Here is a 24,732-nt window from a genome sequence, read left to right on the forward strand (position 1 = left end):
AACCGCAACGCCGCTACGCCGTTGAAACCGACCGGGAAACCGTGGCACGCGGGCATCAGCCGGGCGGCGAATGCATCGCAGTGGCGGCTTTGCCGGGTTGCGCTCGGCTGGCGTTGATGGTTTGTTGCCGCCCAGCGGAGAATAAATGATGCGCGAATCCCTCGGTCAAGACGAATACGGCTCGACCAGCCCCTTCGACCCGGAAGACTTGCCCAATCTCAATGCGATGGGCCCGGCGATGGGCGGCGGCAATGATTTCGAGAAATACGCGGTCGCCGTCATCATCGTCTTCGGCGCGCTGATCATTGGCGGCCTGATGGCCGCCTCCATGTCCTTCGGCCATCGCAACGGCTTCCTCTTCGCGCTCGGCGGCGCCACGGCGGCCTGGATTTCCGGCAATGCGCTGCTGCTCGACCGGCCGCGCATCTATGCGCTGTTCGTCGCCATTGCCGCCGTCATGCTGATCGCTTCGACCATCACGCTGGTCGTCTGAAAAAGTAATCCAGCTGGTTTGCGATAAACCAGCCCCCAGGCCTCTCGCATCAGGCCTCGGATAGCGCCACAGGTGCTTCGGCCTCCCATTCGACCACGTCGGCCTTGATCGGATGGTAAAGCATGGCCCGTTGCATGAATGCGGTGTGGTCTTCGTGAAAATAAGCCCTCATCGATGGTCGCCAGACGAACGTCCCGGGACCGAGATGGGGGTCCTTCGCCGTATTCAGATAGTTTCGCCTCCTTCGGCGCCAAGGCACGAACGGCCCGGTCCCGCCGATGTCCTCGATCCTGAGACCATGAACGCGCGCAATGGTCGGCACGAGGAATTCGTAGTGCCCACTCCATTCGCCTGTCGAGAGCGCCTCCTCGTAGACATCAATCAACCGCCTCGAAACCCGCATGATGGGCATAAATGCTCTCGTGAACCGTGATTTAGGGCACGGCCCATCCGCCGAGCCCCAGAACGTCCAGCGCGGATCGCGGCGGCGCGTATTGAGCGTCGTCGCCAGCAAGTCCACGCCGTTACTTGAAAACTGCTGAAAAAAATCGAGCCATCGGCCGGCAAAGTCGACGTCATATTCGAGGATCCAGACGAATTCCCGATTTGCGGACTTCGCCAAAGGGAAGAGGACGATGTCCATATAGCCCATCGACAAGTTCCCTTTATTCATGGCTTGCCGCACGCGCCCGGAGGTCCGGTCGATCTCGAATTCTCCTCGTCCGGCGACGAGGTCGCTCAACGTCCACGGATTATAGGCGAGCTGCCAGTCAATGACCTCCTCCGTTTCGTGGCGGAGACGGTCAAAATGAGCCTGTATTCGATCGTTCAGCACATGAGTTATGAAGATTCCTGCCTGCCGACTACCTGCCGATGGGCCGAGCAATGGCCGCTGAAAAGCCGCGAAGAGATTCATCGACAAGCGATCCTGCGGAAAAGCCGCGTCCATCCCTTGATTGCCTCCGCGGGTGCAGGCCGCCCGTCGTGGAGCCGAAGGGCCAGGGCCGATACGTCCGAATCGTCAAGCGGGCTAAAATCATAAAGGGCCCGGTCGAAGTCCTCGTAGAGATACTGATACTTCAGCAATTCGAACGCTCCCGGCTCCATCCTCTCGTAGAATTCGAGTTTGCTGGCCCTCTGCTCGCGACTTCGTACAACCCAGTCGAAATGGTAGATGTGGCAATCCGAGGGTGCGTACAAGACGTCGGATTCATTGAACGAGAAGCCCGGCGTGTGGATCTTCTTCCTGAATCTTACCGAATCGACGAGGAACCCTCTGAACTGAAAATCTTGCGGTGGCAGATTAGGCATATTCGCAGCAGAAACAGCCATGGAGTCGATAATTGCTACGGCGCGGCGCGGAACGGCGATCACCGGTTTGTTTGTCGGCGCCGCAACATCGCGCAGCCAGGTCAACAAGGCACGCGAGGGAAATTCATCGTCGTCCAACCGGAAGATACGCTTTGCGCGTGAAACGGCTGCAATCTTCGGCAGAATGCCTTCGACATAAGACCGCCCCCACCTGACGGATAGCTTGGTGGCCAAGTCTACTTTGCGAAGCACATCTTCTATGTATCGCGGCGACGAACGGCTATCGACGAAATACCGAATTTCAATCCCGAGCCGTCGATATTCTTCGGCAATTATCAGACTGTGCGGCGCTCCGTCACGCGTAGGAACCACCAAAGCAAAACTCTGACTCATTCATCGACAGCCGCTGTGGCGCCGCCCCGGAGGCTCGGCATGTTAAGGCATTCAGGGTCCGCTACTCCGCCTTCTAACGATTTTCAGTTAATCTTCAATGGCCTGAGCCATCGTAGCGCCGACGTGTCGTCCGGGATCGCATTCCCTGCCCGGGCGGTGACAACACCATCGCTGCGGTCGATTGGGTGACGCCGGCCGAGGCGGCACCCACTGCCATGTTAATTGGCCGACTGATTCAGAGGTCCCTGAGCCTAGTATCCCAGCGCCTCGCCGGCGGCCGCGCGGCTGTCGATGGCGCCATTGTAGCGGGCGCCGCCGCCCTTCTCGATCTCCGCCAGGCTCTTGCCGCCGACCAGGATGCCGGCCGCCTGGCCCCAGGTCTGGTCGCTGAGATCGAGATGATACCCCATTGCGGCAAGCAGCTTCTCCGTGTCCGGCGAAAGCCCGAAAGGCTCGACATAGACAGTGTCCGGCAGCCATTGATGATGGATGCGCGGCGCGTCGATCGCCTGCTGGATGTCCATGCCGTGGTCGATGACATTGACGATCGCCTCCAGCGTGATGGTGATGATGCGCGAGCCGCCCGGGCTGCCGATGACCATGAACGGATTGCCGTCCTTCGTGACGATCGTCGGGCTCATCGAGGATAAGGGCGTTTTCTTCGGCTGGATCGCATTGGCCTCGCCCTGGACCAGGCCGTAGAGGTTGGGCACGCCGGGCTTCTGGGTGAAATCGTCCATCTCGTTGTTGAGCAGGATGCCGGTGCCGCCAGCGACGACGCCGGCGCCGAAGGAGCCGTTCAGCGTGTAGGTGACCGCAACCGCATTGCCGTCTTTATCGATGATCGAATAATGCGTGGTTTCCTTGGATTCGCCGAAGCCTTTCGGCATCAGCTCCTTCGAGACGCCGGCACGAAAGGGATCGATCTTGTCGCGGATGTCTTTCGCATAGTTCTTGTCGAGCAGCTTCGAGACCGGATTGTCGACGAAATCCGGATCGCCGAGCGCCGAATTGCGGTCGACATAGGCATGGCGCATGGCTTCGACCATGACATGGACCGTCTCAGCCGAGCCGGCACGGAGATAGGAGAGCGGATAACCCTCCAGCACGTTGAGTATCTCGCAGATGATGACGCCGCCCGAGCTCGGCGGCGGCGAGGAGATGATCTCGTAGCCGCGATAGGAGCAGGTCACCGGCTTCAGCTCACGCACGGCATATTGCTCGAAATCGCCTTTGGCGAGGATGCCGCCTTTCGCGCCGCTCGCCTTGACGATTTCATCGGCGATGGTGCCTTTGTAAAAGGCGTCAGGCCCCTTTTCCGAGATCGCCGACAGCGAGGCGGCGAGGCCCGGCTGAACGAGCTTCTCGCCGATGCCGTAAGGCTTGCCGTCTTTCTTCAGGAAGATGGCGGCCGCCGCCGGGTCCTTCGCCAACCGGTCAGCGCTGCCGGCGAATGTCGCGGCGTCGCCCTGATTGAGCACGAAGCCGTCTTTGGCGTAGGCAATCGCCGGCGCCATCAGATCCTGTCTCGACAAGGTCCCGTATTTCTCGCGCGCCATCTCGAAGCCCGCGACCGAGCCGGGTACGCCGACCGCCAGATAGCCGTCGAGGCTGGCGCCTTTGATCGGTTTGCCGTCCTTGTCGAGATACATGGTTTTGGTCGCGGCGAGAGGCGCGCGCTCGCGGAAATCGAGAAAGGTCGTGCGACCGTCCTTCATGCGCACGGTCATGAAACCGCCGCCGCCGATATTGCCGGCATTGGGATAGACCACGGCGAGCGCATAGCCGACGGCGACCGCTGCATCGACGGCGTTGCCGCCTTTCTTCAGCACGTCGACGCCGACTTCGGTTGCCAGATGCTGGGCGGTCACCACCATGCCATGCTCGCCCTTGGCGGGGGTCGGCGAAGCGGCGAAGACGGCGGCTGGCGTGAAGGCAAAGGTGAGCGAAAGGCTGACGGCGATCAGCGTCCGGCGGGTCAAGGGCATGGCGGTGCTCCTGGCGTTGGGGGATGCCTAGGAAAGACCGCCACAGCGAATTAGTCCAATAACAATTGAAGCAGCGCGAGTGACCCTCACCCGGATTGCCAAGTCGAATTGCAAGGGCAATTCGGGCAATCCGACCTCTCCCCAAGGGGAGAGGATCGTGCGGCGGCGCTGATCTCTTCTCCCCTCGGGGAGAAGGTGGCCGCGAAGCGGCCGGATGAGGAGTGGCGCTGCCTGTCAGACGATACCGCCGCCGCCACCCGCAACCGCCGGCCGCTCCGCCGCGACCTTGGACCTGTAGCCGGCTTCGCGATAAGCGGCGACCGGATCGATGGCGCCGCCGGTTCTGAGCCGCGCCATGGCGAGGATCGGCTCGACATCTGTGCGATAGGCCAGCTTCAATGTCTGCGTCGCCATCAGCGCGTCATTGTCCTCCTGGAAGCCTTCAAGCGCCTTGCGGTCGACCAGCAGCGCCTGCGCATAGGCGCGCTGCACCTCTACCGCCGACAGCATCAGGCTTTCGATCGGGTCGGTGACGTTGTGACTCTGGTCGAGCATATGCGCGGGGTCGAAACCCTTGGCGCCCGAAAGCTCGGCATCGACCAGCTCGTTGAAGACGAGGAACAGCCGGTAGGGATCGATCGAGCCGGCATCGAGATCGTCGTCGCCATATTTGGAATCGTTGAAGTGGAAGCCGCCGAGCTTGCCGAACTGGATCAGCCGCGACACGATCATCTCGATGTTGACGTTGGGCGCGTGATGGCCGAGATCGACCAGGCAGAAGGCCTTGTCGCCGAGTTCCCTGGCAATAATGTAGTTGGTGCCCCAGTCCTGCACCACCGTCGAATAGAAGGCCGGCTCATACATCTTGTGCTCGGTGAACAGCCGCCAGTCATCCGGCAGGCCGGCATAGATCTCGCGCATGGCGTCGAGATAGCGCTCGAAGGCCTTTGCGAAATTGACCTGGCCGGGGAAGTTGGAGCCATCGCCGATCCACACCGTCAGCGCTTTCGAGCCCAGCGTCTTGCCGATCTCGATGCATTCGAGATTGTGCTCAACCGCCTGCCGGCGCGTGCCGGCATCGGCATGCGACAGCGAGCCGAATTTGTAGGAAAGCTTCTGGTCCTTGGCGTCGGAGAAGGTGTTCGAATTCATCGCGTCGAAGCCGAGGCCGAAACGGGACGCCGCCTGCTTCAGCCGGTTAGGATCGGCCTTGTCCCATGGGATGTGCAGCGAGACGGTCGGCGTCGCCTGCGTCAGCTGGCTGATGACCGCGCAGTCTTCGATCTTGTCGAAGATGTCGCGCGGCTCGCCGGCGCCGGGAAAGCGGGCAAAGCGCGTGCCGCCGGTGCCGACGCCCCAGGACGGGATCGCCACGGCGAATTTTTCCACCTTGTCACGGATGGCCTCGATGGCGATGCCGCGTCTGTCGAGACGCTCGCCGAGGGAAGCGTAGTCGCGGTCGAGGTCGGCTTTGCGCGCGGCATTGTGCTTGACGACGAGCTCGGCTGAAATGATCTGTTCGGACAAAGGCTATTCCTCCCAAGAATACGTTCGGCCGGCGCTGCCCCTCATCCGCCTGCCGGCACCTTCTCCCCGTAGAACGGGGAGAAGGAAGCTTAGCGCGTAAAGCTCTGCGCGTTGCCGGCGTCGACGTTGACGATGTTCCCCGTGGACTTGGCCGACATGTCCGAGGCGAAGAAGTAGATCGCTTCGGCGATGTCCTCCGGGAAGACCGAGCGCTTCAGCATCGAGCGCGAGCGGTAATGCTCCTCGAGGTCGTCGGTCGACATCTTGTAGGCGGCGGCGCGCTGTTCCTTCCATTCGCCGGTCCAGATCTTGGAGCCGCGCAGCACCGCGTCCGGATTGACGACGTTGACCCTGATCTGTGCCTCCGCGCCCTCAAGTGCGAGGCAGCGGGCAAGATGGATCTCGGCCGCCTTGGCCGTGCAATAGGCGGACGCGTTCGGCGAGGCGGCGAGTCCGTTCTTGGAGGCGACGAAAACCACATTGCCGCCGATCTTCTGGGCGCGGAACAGTCGGAAAGCCTCGCGCGAGACTAGGAAATAACCGGTGGACAGGATATCCATGTTCCGGTTCCACAAGGTCAGCGTCGTTTCCTCGATCGGCGCCGAGGAGGCGAGGCCGGCATTGGAGACCAGGATGTCGATGCCGCCGAACTCGACCGCAGTGTCAGCGAAGCCGGAAAGTACCTGATCCTCCGACGTGACGTCGATGCGCACCGGACGGACGAAGTCTTTGCCGTAGGCTTTCGAGAGCTCTTCATTGGCGCTGGCCAAAGCGGCCTCGTCGATATCGGCGAGCACCACGCAGGCGCCTTCGCGCAGCAGCCGGTTGGCGGCAGCGCGGCCGATGCCGCCGGCGCCGCCGGTGACCAAGGCGATCTGCCCGGCAAGCGCCTTCGGTTTCGGCAGGCGCTGGAGCTTGGCTTCCTCGAGCTGCCAGTATTCGATGTCGAAGGCTTCCTGCGCCGGCAGGCCGACATAGGACGAGACGGTCGAGGCGCCGCGCATGACATTGATGGCGTTGACATAGAACTCGCCGGAGATGCGCGCCGTCGCCTTGTCACCGGCAAAGGTGAACATGCCGACGCCGGGCATCAGATAGACGACCGCATTCGGGTCGCGGATCGCGGGCGAGTCCGAATGCTTGCAGGCGTCGTAGTAGGCCTGGTAGCCGATGCGGTATTCGGCGATGTCGTCCGCCAGGCGCGCGATGACGGCATCGACATCCGGCTTTGCCGGATCGAACTCGATCACCAGCGGCCGGATCTTGGTGCGCAGGAAGTGATCGGGGCATGAAGTGCCCAGCGCCGCCAACGGCCTCAGGTCTTTCGAGTTGACGAATTCGAGCACGGCCGGCTGGTCGTCGAAATGGCCAAGCTTGTGGCTCTTCTGCGAGATCAGGCCGCGGATCCGTGGCATCAATTTCGCGGCGATCGCGCGGCGTGCCGGCGCGTCGAGCGACTTTACCGCTTCGCCGCCGAAGATCGCCTTGCCCTCGGATTTGCGCTCGAACCACTCGATCGCCTGGTTAATCACCGAGATCGTGGTCTCGTAGCATTCCTTCGGCGTGTCGCCCCAGGTGAACAGGCCGTGGCTTTCCAGCACGACGCCCTTGGCATCCGGATTTTCCAGACAGAATTTTTCCAGCCATAGGCCGAGCTCGAAGCCCGGCCGCTTCCACGGCAGCCAGCCGACGGCGTCGCCGAAGATCTCCTTCGTGATCGCCTTGGAATCCTTGGCTGCGGCGACCGCGATGATGGCATCGGGATGCATGTGGTCGACGCAAGCCTTCGGCACGAAAGCATGCAACGGCGTGTCGATGGAGGCCGCGCGCGGATTGAGGTTGAAGGTGCAGTGAGGCAGATATCCCACCATCTCGTCCTCATGCTCGGCGCCGCGATAAAGGCCCTTCAGCGCCCGCAGCTTTTGCATGTAGAGAGTGGCGAAACCGTCAAGCTTGATCGAAGCGCTGTCGCCGCCCGAGCCCTTGACCCAAAGAACTTCCACCTCCTCGCCGGTCAGCGGGTCCTTCTGCCAGACCTTGGACGAGGTGTTGCCGCCGCCATAATTGGTGACGCGCTTATCGGAGCCCAGCGTGTTCGAGCGATAGACCAGGAGCTCGGGGCCGCTCATCCCTTCGGCTTTTGCATCGTCCCAAAGATTGGCGAGGCGCGAGCCGGAGCGCTTGTCGAGCATAGGTATCCTCCCTGGAGCGCGAACGCCGCGCCCCTCATTTCTCGCCGGGGAATGTCTACGCAAGCGCCGCGCTTGTCAATCACAAACGATCAATATCGATCATATTGCACTGCACAATGAAAATATATGATCGGAAATGATTGACACTGCGTGTTTTCTAAGGCCTGATGCTTAGGCAGGGAGGAACCATGCACGAGAAAGAGCGCCACAGGATCATACTGTCCGCCGTCCAGGAAAAGCCTGTGGTGACGGTGCAGGAGATGGTCGAGCTGACGGACTCCTCCGAGGCGACGATCCGGCGCGACATCGCGGCACTGCATGTGCAAAAACGCCTGCGCCGGGTGCGCGGCGGCGCCGAGGCGATCTCGCCGCCGCAATTCATCGGCCTCGCCGGCCGGCCCTTCTCCGTCAACGAGACGCTGAACGCCGCGCAGAAGCGGGCGATCGCGCGGGATGCCGTGAGCCTTTGCACGGACGGCGAGCCGATCATCATCAATGGCGGCACCACCACTTTCCAGATGGTGCATTTCCTGACCGGCCGCCGCATGCCGATCTTCACCAACTCCTTCCCGATCGCCGAGCATCTGCTCAAGCACTCGAAGAACACGGTGATGCTGTCGGGCGGCACTATCTACCGCGAGCAGAACATCATCCTGTCGCCCTTCGACAATGACGTGACGCGCAACTTCTATGCGCGGCGCATGTTCATGGGCGCGCAGGGGCTGGGGCCGCTCGGGCTGATGGAGGGCGATCCACTGCTGATCCAGGCCGAGCAGAAATTGATCGACCAGGCCGACGAATTGGTGGTGCTGGTCGATTCCTCGAAATTCCGCATGCGCTCCAGCCTGATCCTGTGCGGGCTGTCGCGCATCGCGACCGTGATCACCGACGACGGCATCGAGGACCGCGAGGCCAAGATGCTGGAAACGGCGGGCGTGGCGCTGATCGTCGCCCGCAGACAGTCAAGCGACAGGGAGGAATCTTCACTGCAGGCCTGAGGGAAACTCGCGCCCGCAGCGGCGATGGAATGCAACGCTCAAGGGAGGATATTCGATGAGCTTTTTGAAGAAACTGCTGGTTACGGCGGCCTTTTCCGCCGCCATGTTCGTGAATGCGGCCTATGCCGAAAACGTCAAGATCGCGCTGGTGGTGAAGTCGCTCGGCAACGGCTTCTTCGACGCCGCCAACAAGGGCGCCGAGGAAGCGGCCAAGGAACTGGGCGATGTCGACGTGATCTACACCGGTCCGACCAAGGCGACCGCGGAAGCGCAGATCGAGGTCATCAATTCGCTGATCGCGCAGAAGGTCAACGCAATAGCGGTTTCGGCCAATGACGCCGACGCGCTGGTGCCGGTGCTGAAGAAGGCGATGGAACGCGGCATCACCGTGATCTCGTGGGACTCGGGCGTCGCCAAGGAAGGCCGCCAGCTCCACCTCAACCCGTCCGACACCAATTTGATCGGCGAGACCATCATCAAGCTCGCCGCCGATTATCTGCCGGAAGGCGGCGACGTCGCCATCCTGTCGGCCTCCTCGACCGCGACCAACCAGAATGCCTGGATCGAGGCGGCCAAGAAGGTGCTGCCGGAGAAGTTCCCGAAGATCAAGCTGGTCGCCACCGTCTATGGCGATGACGATTCGGCAAAGAGCACCGACGAGGCCAAGGGCCTGTTGAAGTCCTATCCGAACCTCAAGGCGATCATCGCGCCGACCACGGTGGGCGTCGTCGCCGCCGCACAGGTGGTGACCGACGAAGGCTTGATCGGCAAGGTCAACGTCACCGGCCTGGCGCTGCCGTCCGAGTTCAAGAAGTTCATCGACAATGGCGCCAGCCAGGCGGTTGCGCTGTGGAACCCGATCGACCTCGGCTACTCGGCGATCTATCTCGCCCATGACCTGGCGGTGAAGAAGGAAGAAGCCAAGCCCGGCGCCACGCTGTCGATCGGCCGCGTCGGCAAGGTGACGCTCGACGACACCAACTCGGCCGCGATGGCTCCGCCCTTCCAGTTCGACAAGACCAACATCGAGAAGTTCTCCAAGATCTATTGATCCTGGTCGACTTATCGCTCATGCGGCGGGACAATGTCCCGCCGCATCTTCAAACGGACCTTCTCAGGGCCTGATACGGATATGGACACGACAGCCCAGCGCAAAGCGGAGACGGAGCGGCCCGAGCCTTCAGGTCCGTTCCAAAGCGCCGCTCCTCGCCTGACACTCTCCGGCATCTCGAAAAGTTTTCCGGGCGTGCGCGCGCTGCACAATGTCAGCCTATCGCTCTATCCCGGACAGGTGACGGCGCTGATCGGGGAGAACGGCGCCGGCAAGTCGACGCTGGTCAAGGTCATGACCGGCATCTACCAGCCCGATTCAGGCGAGATCAGCATCGATGGCCAGGCCACGACGCTGCCCAGCGCGCATGCCGCCTTCGGCCACGGCATCACCGCCATCCATCAGGAGACGGTGCTGTTCGACGATCTGTCGGTCGCCGAAAACATCTTCCTCGGCCATGCGCCGCGCACCCGCTTAGGCACCATCGATTGGCGCACCATGCGCAAGAATGCGCGCGAGGTGCTGGAGACGATGCGCGCCGGCCATATCGATGCCGACACGCGGCTGAAGGACCTCGGCATCGCCAACAAGCATCTTGTAGCCGTTGCCCGCGCCATGTCGATCGACGCGCGCATCGTCATCATGGACGAGCCGACCGCAGCCCTGTCGATGAAGGAGATCGAGGAGCTTTTCCTGCTGATCGAATTCCTTAAGAGCGAAGGCAAGGCGGTGCTCTTCATCAGCCACAAGTTCGACGAAATCTACCGCATCGCCGACCGCTACACCGTCTTCCGCGACGGCGAGATGGTCGGCGAAGGCCTGCTCAAGGGCACCGGCCAGAACGAGATCGTGCGCATGATGGTCGGCCGCAACGTCGACCATATCTTTCCGCAGCGCGAGCCGAAGATCGGCGCGCAGGTGCTTTCCGTCTCCGGCCTGTCGCATCCGACCGAGTTCGACGACATCGGCTTCGAATTGCGCAAGGGCGAGATCCTCGGCTTCTACGGACTGGTCGGCGCCGGGCGCAGCGAGGTGATGCAGGCGATTGCCGGCATCACCCGCACCAGCCGAGGCGCGATTTCGCTGGACGGCAAGACGATCGCGCCGAAATCGGCGGCGGATTCGATCGAGGCCGGCATCGTCTATGTGCCGGAAGAGCGCGGCAAGCAGGGCGTGGTGATCGGCCTGCCCATCTTCCAGAACGTGTCGCTGCCGTCGCTGAAGCGCACCTCGAAATCCGGCGTGCTGAGACTGGCGGAAGAGTTTTCGCTCGCCCGCTCCTACACCGAACGTCTCGATCTGCGCGCCTCATCGCTCAGCCAGGATGTCGGCACGCTTTCCGGCGGCAACCAGCAGAAGGTGGTCATCGCCAAATGGCTGGCCACAGCCCCCAAGGTGATCATCCTCGACGAGCCGACCAAGGGCATCGACATCGGCTCCAAGGCCGCCGTGCATGGCTTCATGGCCGAATTGGTCGCGCAAGGCCTGTCAGTGATCATGGTCTCGTCGGAACTGCCCGAAATCCTCGGCATGTCCGACCGCGTCGTGGTCATGCGCGAAGGACGCATCGCGGCGACCTACGACAACAAGGGGCTGGACGCCGAGACGCTGGTTCGGACGGCAGCGGGAATCGCGGCATGAAGAATTTCCTCAAATATCGCGAGATCTGGCTGCTCGCCGGCATCGTGGCATTGATCGGGCTGATCTCGACACGCTTTCCCGGCTTCGCCGACCCCGCCAATCTCCGCCAGGTGTTCAATGACACCTCGATCCTGATGATCCTGGCGCTCGGCCAGATGGCGGTGATCCTAACGCGCTCGATCGATCTCTCGATGGCGTCCAACCTCTGCTTCACCGGCATGGTGGTGGCGATGCTCAACGCCGCGCATCCGGCGATCCCGATCCCGGTGCTGATCGTCGTCGCATTACTCGTCGGGCTGGTGCTCGGCGCCATCAACGGCTTCTTGGTGTGGCGGCTGAACATCCCGTCGATCGTGGTTACGCTTGGAACGCTTACCATCTATCGGGGAGCGACCTTCGTCGTCTCGGGCGGCGCCTGGGTCAATGCCGACCAGATGAGCCCCGACTTCATCAATTTTCAGCGCGCCGCCTTCCTCGGCCTGCCAATGCTGTCCTGGATCGCGATCATCGTGATCGCGCTGTTCTTCCTGGTGATGACGCGCACGCAGATTGGCCGCTCGATCTACGCCATCGGCGTCAATCCGACCGCCTCGGTCTATGCCGGCATCGATGTCGGCCGCACAAAATTCATCGTCTTTTGCATTTCCGGCATGATCGGCGGACTCGCCGGATATCTGTGGATCTCGCGCTACGTGATCGCCTCGGTCGAGGTAGCCAACGGCTATGAGCTCAACATCATCGCTGCCTGCGTGATCGGCGGCATCTCGATCGCCGGCGGTATCGGCTCGGTCGGCGGCGCGGTGCTGGGCGCGCTGTTCCTCGGCATCATCTCCAACGCACTGCCGGTCATCAACATCTCGCCCTTCTGGCAGATGGCGATATCGGGCAGCGCCATCATCCTGGCCGTCGTGCTCAACGCGCGCGGCGAACGCCGGCAGGGCCGCATCATCCTGAGAAAGGCGGAAGCGGCATGACCGACACCCCTGCCCCGCGCCACATCCCCGACCGGCTGGATAAGCCGCTCTCCTCGGCGATCTTCTCCTGGGAGGCGCTGCTCGTCGCCATCGCGGTCCTCATCTTCGCGGTCAACAGTTTTGCTTCGCCCTATTTCCTCGATCCGTGGTCGCTGTCGGATCTGACCTTCAACTTCACCGAAAAGGGCCTGATCGCTTTAGCCATGGCGCTGCTGATCATCTCGGGCGAGATCGATCTGTCTGTCGCGGCGATCGTTGCTTTAGCCTCGACGATGATGGGCATGGCCGTGCAGGCCGGCGCCGGAACGCCTGTGCTGGTGGCGATCGGCATTGCCGTCGGGCTCGGCTGCGGCGCCTTCAACGGGCTGCTCGTCACCCGGCTCGGCCTGCCTTCCATCGTCGTGACCATCGGCACGATGAGCCTGTTCCGCGGCATCGCCTTCATCATCCTCGGCGACCAGGCCTACAAGGGCTATCCGGAAAGCTTCGCCTTCTTCGGCCAAGGCTATGTCTGGTGGGTCTTCTCGTTCGAGCTGGCGCTGTTCCTCGTCGCCGCGCTCATCTACTGGTTCGTGCTGCACCGCACGAGCTTCGGCCGCCGCGTCTTCGCTATCGGCAACAACCCCGTCGCCTGCCAGTTCTCCGGCGTTCGTGTCGATCGCATCAAGTTCATCCTGTTCTCCCTGACCGGGCTGATGTCGGGCATCGCCTCGGTGTTGATTACCTCGCGGCTCGGCTCGACAAGGCCGTCGATCGCGCAGGGCTACGAACTCGAGGCGATCACCATGGTGGTGCTTGGAGGTGTGTCGATCCTCGGCGGCGCCGGCAGCATCCCGGGCGTCGTGCTCGCCGCCTTCATCATGGGGCTGGTGACGTTCGGCCTCGGACTGCTCAATGTGCCCGGCATCGTCATGTCGATCTTCATCGGCCTGCTGCTGATCATCGTCATTGCGCTGCCGATCGTCTGGCGGCGGCTGCGCGAGGGGCGCTTCGCCTGATGGAGAAATACGCCTTCAAGATGAAGCTCAATCCCGGCATGAAGGCCGAGTACAAGCGCCGCCATGACAAGATCTGGCCCGAGTTGGTCGCGCTGCTGAGAGAGGCCGGCGTCTCCGACTATTCGATCCATCTGGACGAGGAGACCGACATCCTGTTCGGGGTGCTGTGGCGCCGCGATGACCACGGCATGGCCGATCTTCCGAAGCACTCCGTGATGCAGCGCTGGTGGGCGCATATGGCCGATCTCATGGAGACCAAACCCGACAACGAGCCGGTGGCGGTGCCGCTGGAAACCGTGTTCCATATGGCATGATCGTCGCCGTCATCGATATCGGCAAGACCAACGCCAAGGTGGCGCTGGTCGATCTCGCGACACGAAGCGAGATCGCGCTGCGCCGTATCGCCAACGCGCCAGTGCGGCGGGCGCCCTACCCGCATCACGATGTCGAGGCGCTGTGGACGTTCATCCTGAACAGCCTTGCCGATCTCAACCGCGAAAGGCGGATCGATGCGATATCGATCACCACGCATGGCGCGACCGGCGCGCTGGTCGACCGCTCAGGCGAACTGGTGCTGCCTGTGCTCGATTACGAATTCGACGGCCCCGACCAGCTTGCGGGCGACTATGACGCCGTGCGCCCGCCCTTCGGCGAAACAGGCACGCCGCGGCTGCCGATCGGGCTCAATCTCGGCGCGCAGTTCTTCTGGCAGCAGAAACGTTTCCCGGCGGACTTCGCCACGGCCGGCGCGATGCTGATGTATCCGCAATATTGGGCGCTGCGGCTGACCGGCGTCGCCGCCAATGAAGTGAGCTCGCTCGGCTGCCACACCGATCTCTGGAATCCCTGGACGTCCGATTACTCGTCGCTGGTCGACCGGATGGACTGGCGCCGGCTGATGGCGCCGGTACGGCCGGCAAAGGACCGGCTTGGCCCGATCCTGCCGGAGCTGGCGCGGCGGACAGGGCTCGACCCGCAGACGCCCGTGTTCTGCGGACTGCATGATTCCAACGCCTCGCTGCTGCCGCATCTGCTGTCCGACCGACCGCCCTTCTCGGTTGTTTCGACCGGCACATGGGTGGTGTCGATGGCAGTGGGCGGCGGCAGGATCGAGCTCGACCCGGCGCGCGACACGCTGGTCAATGTCAATGCGCTCGGCGATCCGGTGCCGTCGGCGCGCTTCATGGGCGGACGCGAGTTTTCGCTGCTGACCGAGGGCCAGCCGCAGGAATGGGGCGAAGCCGATGTTACCGCCATACTGGCGCGCCAAGTCTTGCTGCTGCCATCCACCCAACAGGGCTCCGGGCCATTCCCGCATCGCGATGCACAGTGGGCGAATGCTGGCGACCTAACCTCCGGCCAGCGCTTCGCCGCCGTCTCATTCTATCTGGCGCTGATGACCGCGACCTGCCTCGAGCTGATCGGCGGCGACGGGCCGACGACGGTCGAGGGACCATTCGCGCAGAACCCGCTTTTCATCCGCATGCTGGCGGCAGCGACGGAGAGGCCGGTGGTTGCCTCCGAGACCTCGACTGGGACCAGCATCGGCGCCGCGCTGCTGGCGTTCGACGGCGCGGCCGCCAGGAGCAAGGGCGAGCAGACCGAGCCGCCGGCCGATCCGACTTGGGGCGACTATGCAAGGGTGTGGCAGCTGGCTGTTCAGGCGTAACCGATCACTATCTGACAGATCAGCATTAAAACCATTCAGCGCGCTGTACCGTACAGCAATCCTTTGGGATCGATCTGCGGCTTTCTGCCGGCGACGACGTCAGCCAGGAACTGCCCCGAGCCACAGGCCATGGTCCAGCCGACATGGCCGTGGCCGGTGTCGAGATAGAGGTTGCGGTATTTCGCCTGGCCGATGACCGGCACCGAATTGGGCATCATCGGCCGCAAGCCGGCCCACAGCACGGCCTTCTTCTCGTCGAATGCGCCGGGGAAAAGATCCTTGCCGGTTTCCAGGATGGTCCTGAAATCACCCGGCTTGAAGCTGCGGTCGAAGCCGGTGAATTCGGCCGTCGAGGACATGCGCAGACGATTGCCGAGCCTCGAATAGCCGATCAGCCGGTCCTCGTCGGCGCCGCCCATTGTCGGCCCCTTGCTCTCGTCCTCGAGCGGGATGGTCGCGGTGTAACCTTTCACCGGGTAGACCGGCAGGTCGATGCCGTAGCGGCGGCCGAGCAGGCCGCTTTCCGGCCCCATGGAGATGACGATGGCGTCGCCCGTGACCGGCCCGGCCGAGGTCATGACGGCGCGCACCCGGTCGCCCTCGATGTCGAGGCCCTGGACCGTCGTGCCGAACAGGAATTTGACGCCGAGCTTCTCGGCGGCATAGGCGGCGAGCCTGTCGGTGAACTGCTTGGAATCGCCGGTCTGATCGATCGGCGAATAGATGCCGCCGGCGATCTTTTCCTTCACGCCGGCAAGCCCTGGCTCCAGCTCGACCAGACGCTCGCGGCCGACGATCTCGATAGGCAGGCCGTGCTCGCCGAGGTAGCGGTAATTGTCGGTGCCGGTGTCGAGGCTCTTTTGCGAGCGGAAGAAGTAGAGAATGCCCTTCTTGCGCTCGTCGTAATGAATGCCGGTCTCCTCCGACAGCTGATTGATGCAGTCGCGGGAATGAAGCGCCAATCTCAGCTTGATGTCGGTGTTGGCGCGCAGCCGCGCCACCGTGCATTCGCGCAGGAAGCGCAGGCTCCAGGCATAGAAATAGGGATCGAGGCGCAGCCTGACCTTGATGCCGAGATCATGGTTCCAGAGCGCGCGCAGGAAGGTCTTCAGCGCGGCGGGCGAAGCCCAGGCGGTGGCGTCGCCAGGCGACACCAGACCGGCATTCGACTGGCTGGTGCCGCGCGCCGCCGCTTCGTGGCGCTCGATCACCATCACCTCGTGACCGTCTTTTGCCAGATAATAGGCGGCCGCCGTGCCAACCACGCCGGCGCCGAGGACCAAGACCTTCATGCCGTTCCCTCATTGCGGCGGCGCGCGCCTCTGCGCGCCGCTGAATGAGTCTCAATACCGTGTACGGACGCGCCGGACGAGCCCTTGGCCCAATAGTCAGCTTCCGATGGAGTTCTTGGTCGTCAGAATCCGTTCCCAGGCCAGCGCGTCGTTGACGATCAGGTCGAGATCGTCACGCTGCGGCGTCCAGCCGAGTTCCTTGCGGGCAAGCTCGGAATTGGCCACCACGGCGGCGGCGTCGCCCGGCCGGCGGTCCCCCATGCGCACATCGAAGTCATGGCCGAAGACGCGGCGCACGCTGTCGATCACTTCGAGCACCGAATAGCCGTGGCTGTAGCCGCAATTGGCGACGAGACTCCCGCCGCCATCGCGCAGCCGCTGCAGCGCCAGCCGGTGCGCCGCGGCGAGATCGCTGACATGGATGTAATCGCGCATGCAGGTGCCGTCCGGCGTCGAATAGTCGGTGCCGAAGACCTGCATGAAGGGACGCTTGCCGAGCGCGGTCTCGCTGGCGACCTTGATCAGATGCGTGGCTCCGGGCGTCGATTGTCCCGTGCGGCCCTTTGGATCGGCGCCGGCGACGTTGAAATAGCGCAGCGCCGTGTAGCGGATGTCATGCGCCAGCGCCGCGTCGCGCAGCATCCATTCGCTCATCAGCTTGGAAAGGCCATAGGGCGATTCCGGCGCAAGGCGGGCATCCTCGCGCACCGGCTCCAGCCCGGCGCCGCCATAGACGGCGGCGGTGGAGGAGAAGATGAAGTGCGGCACGCCCTCGCGCACCGCCGTTTCGATCAACGTGCGGGTCTTGCAGGTGTTGTTTTCGTAATAGCCAAGCGGGTCGGCGACCGATTCAGGCACCACGATCGAGCCGGCGAAGTGGATGATGGCGTCGACCTTGTTGTCTCGGATGATCCGGCCGACCAGGTCGCGATCGGCGACATCGCCGACGACCAGCCTTGCTTCCGGGGCGACCGCCCATTCGAAGCCGGTGGAAAGCCTGTCGAGCACCACGACGCTCTCGCCGGCGTCCAGCAGTTCCCAGACCATGTGGCTGCCGATATAACCGGCACCGCCTGTCACCAAAACCGTCATCATCTACCTCGCTGATCAAGATTTATCGGAAACTGTCTCAACAGCCACCGTGCTGGAAACCCCGCCGCAAGCCCATTAAAAAGTCCATGTCGTTCCCCCAAAACCGCTGTGCACTTCTGGGCGATATGCATTGGCCTCCCTATAATGTTAACTCCGTAACAGTTCCTCCCGTCCGAGGCATCGTATTGAAACAAAACTGCCTCAAACAGCCGGGAATAGGCCACGATCCGGCATCGTTAGGAACAGGGCAAGGGCGTGGCATTTTGACCGGTTGGGCGCGGTGGACGCGGCATGGGGCAGTGATTATGATCCGGCCCAAAATTGGGAAGTCGACATGAACTATCAGCGGTTCTTCGAGGATGCGATCGACCAGCTCCACGCCGAGCGTCGCTACCGCGTTTTCGCCGACCTGGAGCGCATTGTGGGCAAGTTCCCGCGCGCCATCTGGCGTTCCAACGGCCGCGCCCAGGAAATCACCGTATGGTGTTCCAACGACTATCTCGGCATGGGCCAGAACGAGGACGTGATTGCCGCCTTCCAGAACGCGGCCGGCAAGATGGGATCAGGCGCCGGCGGCACCCGCAACATTTCCGGCACCTCGAACCCGCTGGTCGAGCTCGAGCAGGAACTGGCCGACCTGCATGACAAGGAAGCGGCGCTGGTCTTCACCTCCGGCTTCGTCTCCAACGAGGCCTCGATCTCCACCATTGCCCGGCTCTTGCCCAACTGCCTGATCATCTCGGACGAGCTGAACCATGCCTCGATGATCGAAGGCGTGCGCCGCTCGGGCGCGGAGAAGAAGATTTTCCGCCACAACGACGTTGCGCATCTGGAAAGCCTGCTGCAGGCCGCGGGGCGCGAACGCGCCAAGCTGATCGTCTTCGAAAGCGTCTATTCGATGGATGGCGACATCGCGCCGATCAGGCAGATCGTCGAGCTCGCCGAACGCTACAACGCCATGACCTATATCGACGAGGTCCATGCTGTCGGCATGTACGGACCGCGCGGCGGCGGCATCACCGAACGCGAAGGCCTTGCCGACCGCATCGACATCATCGAGGGCACTTTGGCCAAGGCCTTCGGCACGCTGGGCGGCTACATCGCCGGCACCAGCGCCGTCATCGACGCGGTGCGCTCCTATGCGCCGGGCTTCATCTTCACCACCGCGCTGCCGCCGGCGATCGCGGCGGCCGCCACCACCTCGATCCGGCATCTGAAGCGCTCGCAGGCCGAGCGCGACGCGCAGCAGCGCCAGGCAGCACGCACCAAGCAGGTGCTTGCCGCCGCGGGCCTGCCGGTGATGGACTCGGCCACCCATATCGTGCCGGTGCTGGTCGGCGACCCCGAGCTTTGCAAGATGGCCAGCGACCGTCTGCTCGGCGTGCACGGCATCTATATCCAGCCGATCAACTATCCGACGGTGCCGCGCGGCACCGAGCGGCTGCGCATCACGCCCACGCCCTTCCATTCGGATGCGCTGATCGCCGAATTGCAGGACGCGCTGGTCGAGACCTGGGATGCGCTGGGCATTCCCTATGCCAGCTCCGGCCGTCCCGCCGTCGCCAAGAGCGACCGGATCATTCCGCTGCTGGTGCCGAAGTCAGGCGGCTGACGCCGCCTTTCTCACACCGTCCTCATCCACCTCGCCAGGCGATGCGCCGCTTCCTCGAGCTGATCGAGGCGGCGGTGGAAGCATAGTCTGAGGAAGGCTTCGCCGCCGGGACCGAAGGCGGTGCCGGGCGCCAGGCCGACATTGGCGTTGTCGACGATCTCGAAGGCGGCTTTTCGAGCATCGGTGAGGCCGTCGACCCTGAAGAACAGGTAGAAGGCGCCCTGCGGCACGGTGAAACGCGCCTTGCCGGTTTCGCCGAGGATGCCGCAGACGAGGTCGCGCGCGGCGCGTGCACGCTCCACTTGTTCGGCGATGAAGCCGTCACCCTCGTCGAGGGCGGCGACCGCGCCGCGCTGCATGAACTGCGCGACGCCCGAGGTCGAGTACTGGACCAGGTTCTCGAACACCTGCTGCAGGGCGGGATGGGTCTTGATCCAGCCGACACGCCAGCCGGTCATCGCCCAGTTCTTGGAGAAGCTGTTGACGAACAGGATACGGTCCTCGGGCGTGGCGATGTCGAGGAAGGACGGCGCGCGGCCATGGCCGTAGTGGAACAGCGAATAGATCTCGTCGGCAATGATCCACAGGCCCTTCTGGCGGGCGAGATCGAGGATCGCCTGGAGCGTCTCCCTATCGGCGGTCCAGCCGGTCGGGTTGGACGGCGTGTTGATGAACAGAAGCTTCGTGCGCGGCGTGATCGCCGCTGTGATCTTGTCGACGTCGCAGGACCAGCCATTGCCGGACTGGTCGAGGATAACCGGCACCGGCACGGCGCCCGCCACACCGGCGGCCGCGGCGAAATTCGGCCAGGCGGGCGAGAGGTAGATCACCTCGTCACCGCTGCCGGCGATCGCGTCGATGGCCAATTGGATGGCATGCATGCCGGATCCGGTGACGATGAACTCTTCCTCGGCGAAGGTCTTGCCGAAATGCCTGGCGTAGTAGCGGGCGAGCGCCTGCCTGAGCGCGGGAATGCCCTTCTGCCAGGTGTAGAACGTCTCGCCGTCGGCCAGTCCCTTCGCGGCGGCATCGCTGATGAAGGAAGGCGTCGGCAGGTCGCCCTCGCCGGCCCAGAGCGGGATCAGGCCTTCGCGCAGACGGCCATGATTGATGACGGCGACGATGCCGCTTTCGGGCGCAGCGCGGGCTTCCGCGCGCAAGGTCTCGACAAGGGTCATGGGCAAAATCCGTATTCGTCTCGTCAGCGCTCTTACCAGATCGCAAAACGGAAAACCCCGGCCGCAGGGGGCCGGGGTTTTGGTCCAGAGCACCCGCTCTGCGTTATCTCTTGGCGAGCAGGTCGCGGATTTCGGTCAGCAACTGCACGTCGGCGGGCGGCGGCGCGGCGGCGGCAGCCGGCTTCTCGCGTTCCAGCCGCTTGCGCAGATTGTTCACCGCCTTGACCATCAGGAAGATGATGAAGGCCAGGATCAGGAAGTTAAGCACGGCGGTGATGAACGAGCCGTAGGCGAAAACGGCGCCCTCTTTCTTGGCATCAGCCAGCGCGGTCGAGTGGACGTTCGAGGACAGCCTGAAGAAGTAATTGTTGAAGTCCAATCCGCCGAAAATCGCGCCGACGATCGGCATGATGATGTCGTCGACCAGCGAGGTGACGATCTTGCCGAAGGCGGCGCCGATGATGACGCCGACGGCCAAGTCCATCACATTGCCTTTGGAAATGAATTCCTGGAATTCTTTCAGCATTCGACCCTCCTTGCCGTGACGGGCCGCGCTGCCGCCTCACCAGTGTCCTTCGGTGCCGGCCCTGGACCCACCATAACAAAAACCCCCAGTTGCAAAACCGGAAAAAGGGCCAAAGCACCGGTTTGTGTTTCCGCACATCATCATCAAGCACATATGCGCCGAAAGCCGCGGTGGACTCGCGGTTGGAGCTGTGATTGCGTTGTAGGAACCGGATGAGGTACCGGTTTTAGTCAAGAAATAGAGCATGATGTCGCCCGAAAACCGCTTCCCACTTTTCGGCATCATGCTCTAGGAGGAAGTGCGGACCGTGCAAGGCTGGTTCGTCGTCATTATCGCGATCGCCTATGTGACGCTGCTTTTCGCCATCGCCAGCGTCGGCGACCGGCGCTCGGTGGCAGCCGGGCTCGGACGGGCACGGCCCTTCATCTATGCGCTCAGCCTCGCCATCTACTGCACCTCCTGGACCTTCTTCGGTTCGGTCGGGCTGTCCTCTGAGCGCGGCCTCGAATTCCTCGGCATCTATACCGGCCCGGTGCTGGTCTTTGTGTTCGGCTTCCCGCTGCTCAACCGCATGATCCGGCTGGCAAAAAGCGAGAAGATCACCTCGATCGCGGACTTCCTCGGCGCCCGCTACGGCAAGAGCTTCACCGTCGCGGCGATCGCGACGCTGATCGCCACCATCGGCGCGGTGCCCTATATCGCGCTGCAGCTCAAGGCGATCTCGGGCTCCGTCAGCCTGATGGTCGAGCACTATACCGGCTCGCCGCCTTCCTTCGATCCGTTCGTCAGCGATATCTCGCTGGTGGTGGCGATGTTGCTGGCGCTGTTCGCGGTGCTGTTCGGCACACGCCATGCCGACGCCACGGAACATCAGGATGGGCTGGTTCTGGCGGTGGCGGTCGAAACCGTGGTCAAGCTCGCCGCCTTCCTCGCCATCGGCCTTATGGTGATGTTCCTGATCTTCGGCGGTCCCGGCGACATGTTCGCCAAGCTCGCCGGAAACGGCCAGGTGCGCCAGGCGATGAGCTACAGTACCTCGCTGGCCACCTGGCTGGTGCTGACCGGTCTCAGCGGCTTTGCCGTGCTGATGCTGCCGCGGCAGTTCTACGTCACCATCGTCGAGAACCGCAGCGAGGCGGAGCTGCGCACGGCGACCTGGTTGTTCCCGCTCTACCTCGTGGCGATCAATCTCTTCGTGCTGCCGATCGCCTTTGCCGGCCTGTCGCTGATCGGCGGCAAGACCAGCAGCGACCTCTATGTTTTGTCGCTGCCGCTGCTCAGCGGGCACGACCTGCTGGCGATGGCCGCCTTCGTCGGCGGCCTGTCGGCGGCGACCGCCATGGTGATCGTCGAGAGCGTCGCGCTGTCGATCATGATCTCCAACGATCTCGTCATCCCGCTGTTCGTGCGTCGCGTGATCAAGACGAGCTCCTCTGAGAACGAAGACTGGTCGACGCTGATCCTCAACGTGCGCCGCGCCTCGATCTTCATCATGCTGTTCATCGCCTTCCTCTATTATCGCGAGAGCACCAATAGCGCGCGGCTGTCCTCGATCGGCCTGATGTCGTTTGCCGCGATTGCCCAATTCGCGCCGGCACTGATCGGCGGGCTGATCTGGCGCCGCGCCAACGGCCGGGGCGCAGCCCTCGGCATGGTCGCCGGCATCGCCGTCTGGGGTTACACGCTGCTCCTCCCTTCACTCGTCGGCCCCTCTACCGATATCGTCGTCCATGGCCTGTTCGGCTTCGAGGCGCTGAGGCCGCAGGCGCTGTTCGGCACCGTCGGCGAGCCGCTGAATCACGGCGTGCTGTGGAGCCTCTCGGTCAATGCGCTGTTTTTCGTCCTGGGCTCCCTCTCGCGCGCATCCGTGCCGCTGGAGCGCATCCAGGCGGCGCTCTTCGTGCCGCGCGAGGCCGGCCCGATGCCCAGCCTCCGACGCTTCCGCACCGCCGTCACCGTCAATGACCTGAAGGACACGATCTCACGCTATCTCGGCGTCGAGCGCACGGAGCGCTCGTTCCAGTCCTTCGAGAGGGACGCGAAAGTCTCCCTGCACGGCACCGAACAGGCCAGCATGGATGTCATCCGCTTCTCTGAGCAATTGCTGGCGAGCGCCGTCGGCTCGTCCTCGGCGCGGCTGATCCTGTCGCTGCTCTTCCGCCGCAATGATCGCGACTCCAAGGATGCCTTCAAGCTGCTCGACGACGCCACCGAGGCGCTGCAGCACAATCGCGACCTGCTGCAGATCGCGCTCGACCAGATGGAGCAAGGCATCACCGTCTTCGATCGCGATTTCCGGCTGATCTGCTGGAACCGGCAATACCGGCTGCTGTTCGACCTGCCGGACGAGATGGGCCAGGTCGGCGTCTCGCTCGACCGGATCCTCCGCCATCTCGCCGAGCGCGGCGATATTCCCGCCGACCAGCGCGTGACGATGCTCAACCGGCTGACCAGTTTCGCCGGCCCATGGCAGATGGAGCTGAAGACCAGCGGCCGCATCCTGGAGCTGCGCTCCAACCCGATGCCCGACGGCGGCATCGTCGCAACCTATGCCGACATTTCAGGCCGCGTCGAACAGGACCTGGCGCTGAAGCGGGCCAATGAATCGCTGGAGCAGCGGGTCAAGACCCGCACCGTCGAGCTCACCCGCGTCAACGAGGAACTGGCGCAGGCGCAGATGCTGGCCGAGGAGGCAAACCTCGGCAAAACGCGCTTCCTCGCCGCCGCCGGCCACGACATCCTGCAGCCGCTGAACGCCGCCCGGCTCTATTGCTCGTCGCTGATCGAGAAGGCAGGCAAGGGACCGGCCGGCAAGCCCGCGATGAACATCGAGTCCTCGCTGGAATCGGTCGAGACCATCCTCGGCGCGGTGCTCGACATCTCGCGGCTCGATGCCGGCGCCATGAAGCCGGACAATACCGCTTTCAACCTGGGCGGACTGCTCGGTCAGATCGGCAACGATTTTCGCCCGCTGGCCGCCGAAAAGAAGCTTCACCTGAAGATCGTGCCGTCGTCGCTCGGCGTCATGACCGACCGGAACCTGTTGCGCCGGTTGATCCAGAACCTCGTTTCCAACGCCATCAAATACACGCGCCACGGCCGCATCCTGGTCGGCGTGCGGCGGCGCGGCGAACTGGCGGAGATCCAGGTGATCGACACCGGCATCGGCATTGCCGGCGACAAGCTCAGCACCGTCTTCCATGAGTTCACACGCCTCGACGAGGGCGTACGCGAGGCCGAGGGGCTCGGCCTTGGCCTTTCAATCGTCGACCGCATCGCCAGGGTGCTGCGGCTCGAAATCCGCATCTACTCCAATCCCGGCAAGGGCACGCGCTTTTCCGTCATCCTGCCGGTCGCAGCGGTCGCCGCGCCGCCGCGCGAGGCCGGCAAGGTGCCGTCCCGCTCCGCCTCGACGCTTGCCGGGCTCAATGTGCTGTGCATCGACAATGACGCGCGCATTCTCGACGGCATGCGGCTGCTGCTCGAAGGCTGGGGATGCCATGTCGAGACGGCTTCGGGATCAGGCGATCTCCTGAAACCCGGCGCGCCGAAGCCGGACCTCGTGCTGGCAGATTACCATCTCGACGGCGGCACCGGGCTCGATGCGATCGCCACGCTGCGCGCCGCCTATGGGCAGGACCTCGCCTGCGTGCTGGTCACCGCCGACCGCTCCAGCGAGGTGCGCGCGGCTGCCGGCCGGCTCGACATTCCGGTGATCAACAAACCGCTGAAGCCGGCCGTGCTGCGCTCGATGATGGGGCGCGTCAGGCCACTGGCGCCGGCGGCGGAGTGACCCA

At 63.4% G+C, this 24,732-nt stretch carries 19 protein-coding genes; 10 read left to right on the plus strand and 9 right to left on the minus strand.

The features are described 5' to 3' along the window. The first annotated feature begins 145 nt into the window (after positions 1–145). Positions 146–493, plus strand: a complete 348-nt coding sequence (locus LB565_RS03240; protein ID WP_224581727.1) for a hypothetical protein — start codon at positions 146–148, stop codon at positions 491–493. Positions 494–542: 49 nt separating this feature from the next. Here the strand turns inward: LB565_RS03240 and LB565_RS03245 are convergent, their stop codons facing one another. The 5 genes from LB565_RS03245 to LB565_RS03265 all read right to left on the minus strand — a co-directional run bounded on the left by LB565_RS03245 (position 543) and on the right by LB565_RS03265 (position 7,904). Next, positions 543–1,442 (minus strand): hypothetical protein, encoded by a 900-nt coding sequence (locus LB565_RS03245; protein WP_224581728.1) that lies wholly within the window; start codon positions 1,440–1,442, stop codon positions 543–545. Continuing rightward, positions 1,406–2,197, minus strand: coding sequence for a hypothetical protein (locus tag LB565_RS03250; RefSeq protein ID WP_224581729.1), 792 nt, complete (start codon positions 2,195–2,197; stop codon positions 1,406–1,408). Before LB565_RS03250 ends, LB565_RS03245 begins: the two co-directional genes overlap by 37 nt. 251 nt (positions 2,198–2,448) lie before the next feature. Continuing rightward, positions 2,449–4,185: a gamma-glutamyltransferase gene (gene ggt / locus LB565_RS03255; protein WP_224581730.1), complete on the minus strand. Its 1,737-nt coding sequence runs from the start codon at positions 4,183–4,185 to the stop codon at positions 2,449–2,451. A gap of 234 nt (positions 4,186–4,419) precedes the next feature. Further along, a complete protein-coding gene (rhaI, locus tag LB565_RS03260) occupies positions 4,420–5,712 on the minus strand; it encodes an L-rhamnose catabolism isomerase (RefSeq protein WP_224581731.1) in 1,293 nt (430 codons plus the stop codon). Between the two features lie 89 nt (positions 5,713–5,801). Further along, a complete protein-coding gene (locus tag LB565_RS03265) occupies positions 5,802–7,904 on the minus strand; it encodes a bifunctional rhamnulose-1-phosphate aldolase/short-chain dehydrogenase (RefSeq protein ID WP_224581732.1) in 2,103 nt (700 codons plus the stop codon). A 188-nt stretch (positions 7,905–8,092) separates the two neighbouring features. On the opposite strand from LB565_RS03265, the gene LB565_RS03270 reads away from it, so the two are divergent. From LB565_RS03270 to LB565_RS03300, 7 genes are all read left to right on the plus strand, one after another. Then, positions 8,093–8,902 carry a DeoR/GlpR family DNA-binding transcription regulator gene (locus LB565_RS03270; protein ID WP_224581733.1) on the plus strand — a complete coding sequence of 270 codons (810 nt, stop codon included), beginning with the start codon at positions 8,093–8,095 and terminating at the stop codon, positions 8,900–8,902. 55 nt (positions 8,903–8,957) lie between these two features. Beyond that, entirely contained in the window at positions 8,958–9,953 is a 996-nt protein-coding gene (rhaS, locus tag LB565_RS03275; RefSeq protein ID WP_224512909.1) for a rhamnose ABC transporter substrate-binding protein, read from the plus strand. Between the two features lie 81 nt (positions 9,954–10,034). After that, positions 10,035–11,594, plus strand: coding sequence for a sugar ABC transporter ATP-binding protein (locus tag LB565_RS03280; RefSeq protein WP_224581734.1), 1,560 nt, complete (start codon positions 10,035–10,037; stop codon positions 11,592–11,594). Then, on the plus strand, positions 11,591–12,568 hold the full coding sequence (locus tag LB565_RS03285) for an ABC transporter permease (RefSeq protein WP_224581735.1): 978 nt from the start codon (positions 11,591–11,593) through the stop codon (positions 12,566–12,568). The genes LB565_RS03280 and LB565_RS03285 overlap by 4 nt, the downstream gene beginning before the upstream one ends. Beyond that, on the plus strand, positions 12,565–13,566 hold the full coding sequence (locus LB565_RS03290) for an ABC transporter permease (RefSeq protein ID WP_224581736.1): 1,002 nt from the start codon (positions 12,565–12,567) through the stop codon (positions 13,564–13,566). Before LB565_RS03285 ends, LB565_RS03290 begins: the two co-directional genes overlap by 4 nt. Next, complete coding sequence (gene rhaM, locus LB565_RS03295; protein ID WP_224581737.1) at positions 13,566–13,880, plus strand: L-rhamnose mutarotase; 315 nt, start codon at positions 13,566–13,568, stop codon at positions 13,878–13,880. The genes LB565_RS03290 and rhaM overlap by 1 nt, the downstream gene beginning before the upstream one ends. After that, a complete protein-coding gene (locus LB565_RS03300; protein WP_224581738.1) occupies positions 13,877–15,235 on the plus strand; it encodes an FGGY-family carbohydrate kinase in 1,359 nt (452 codons plus the stop codon). The genes rhaM and LB565_RS03300 overlap by 4 nt, the downstream gene beginning before the upstream one ends. Positions 15,236–15,270: 35 nt before the next feature. On the opposite strand, the gene LB565_RS03305 is transcribed toward LB565_RS03300, so the two are convergent. Both LB565_RS03305 and galE read right to left on the minus strand, forming a co-directional pair. Further along, positions 15,271–16,527 carry a D-amino acid dehydrogenase gene (locus tag LB565_RS03305; RefSeq protein WP_224581739.1) on the minus strand — a complete coding sequence of 419 codons (1,257 nt, stop codon included), beginning with the start codon at positions 16,525–16,527 and terminating at the stop codon, positions 15,271–15,273. 96 nt (positions 16,528–16,623) lie between these two features. Next, entirely contained in the window at positions 16,624–17,619 is a 996-nt protein-coding gene (gene galE / locus LB565_RS03310) for a UDP-glucose 4-epimerase GalE (protein WP_224581740.1), read from the minus strand. A gap of 334 nt (positions 17,620–17,953) precedes the next feature. Here galE and hemA point away from each other — a divergent pair, with 334 nt between their 5' ends. Continuing rightward, positions 17,954–19,231: a 5-aminolevulinate synthase gene (gene hemA / locus LB565_RS03315; protein WP_224581741.1), complete on the plus strand. Its 1,278-nt coding sequence runs from the start codon at positions 17,954–17,956 to the stop codon at positions 19,229–19,231. A gap of 11 nt (positions 19,232–19,242) precedes the next feature. On the opposite strand, the gene LB565_RS03320 is transcribed toward hemA, so the two are convergent. Both LB565_RS03320 and mscL read right to left on the minus strand, forming a co-directional pair. Continuing rightward, a complete protein-coding gene (locus LB565_RS03320; RefSeq protein ID WP_224581742.1) occupies positions 19,243–20,409 on the minus strand; it encodes a pyridoxal phosphate-dependent aminotransferase in 1,167 nt (388 codons plus the stop codon). Positions 20,410–20,512: 103 nt separating this feature from the next. Beyond that, complete coding sequence (gene mscL / locus LB565_RS03325; protein WP_224581743.1) at positions 20,513–20,935, minus strand: large conductance mechanosensitive channel protein MscL; 423 nt, start codon at positions 20,933–20,935, stop codon at positions 20,513–20,515. A gap of 307 nt (positions 20,936–21,242) precedes the next feature. Between mscL and LB565_RS03330 the strand changes: the two genes are divergently transcribed. Further along, complete coding sequence (locus tag LB565_RS03330; protein ID WP_224581744.1) at positions 21,243–24,728, plus strand: PAS-domain containing protein; 3,486 nt, start codon at positions 21,243–21,245, stop codon at positions 24,726–24,728. Positions 24,729–24,732 lie beyond the last annotated feature (4 nt).

The sequence above is a fragment of the Mesorhizobium sp. CA14 genome, from assembly GCF_020165195.1.
GTDB lineage: Bacteria > Pseudomonadota > Alphaproteobacteria > Rhizobiales > Rhizobiaceae > Mesorhizobium.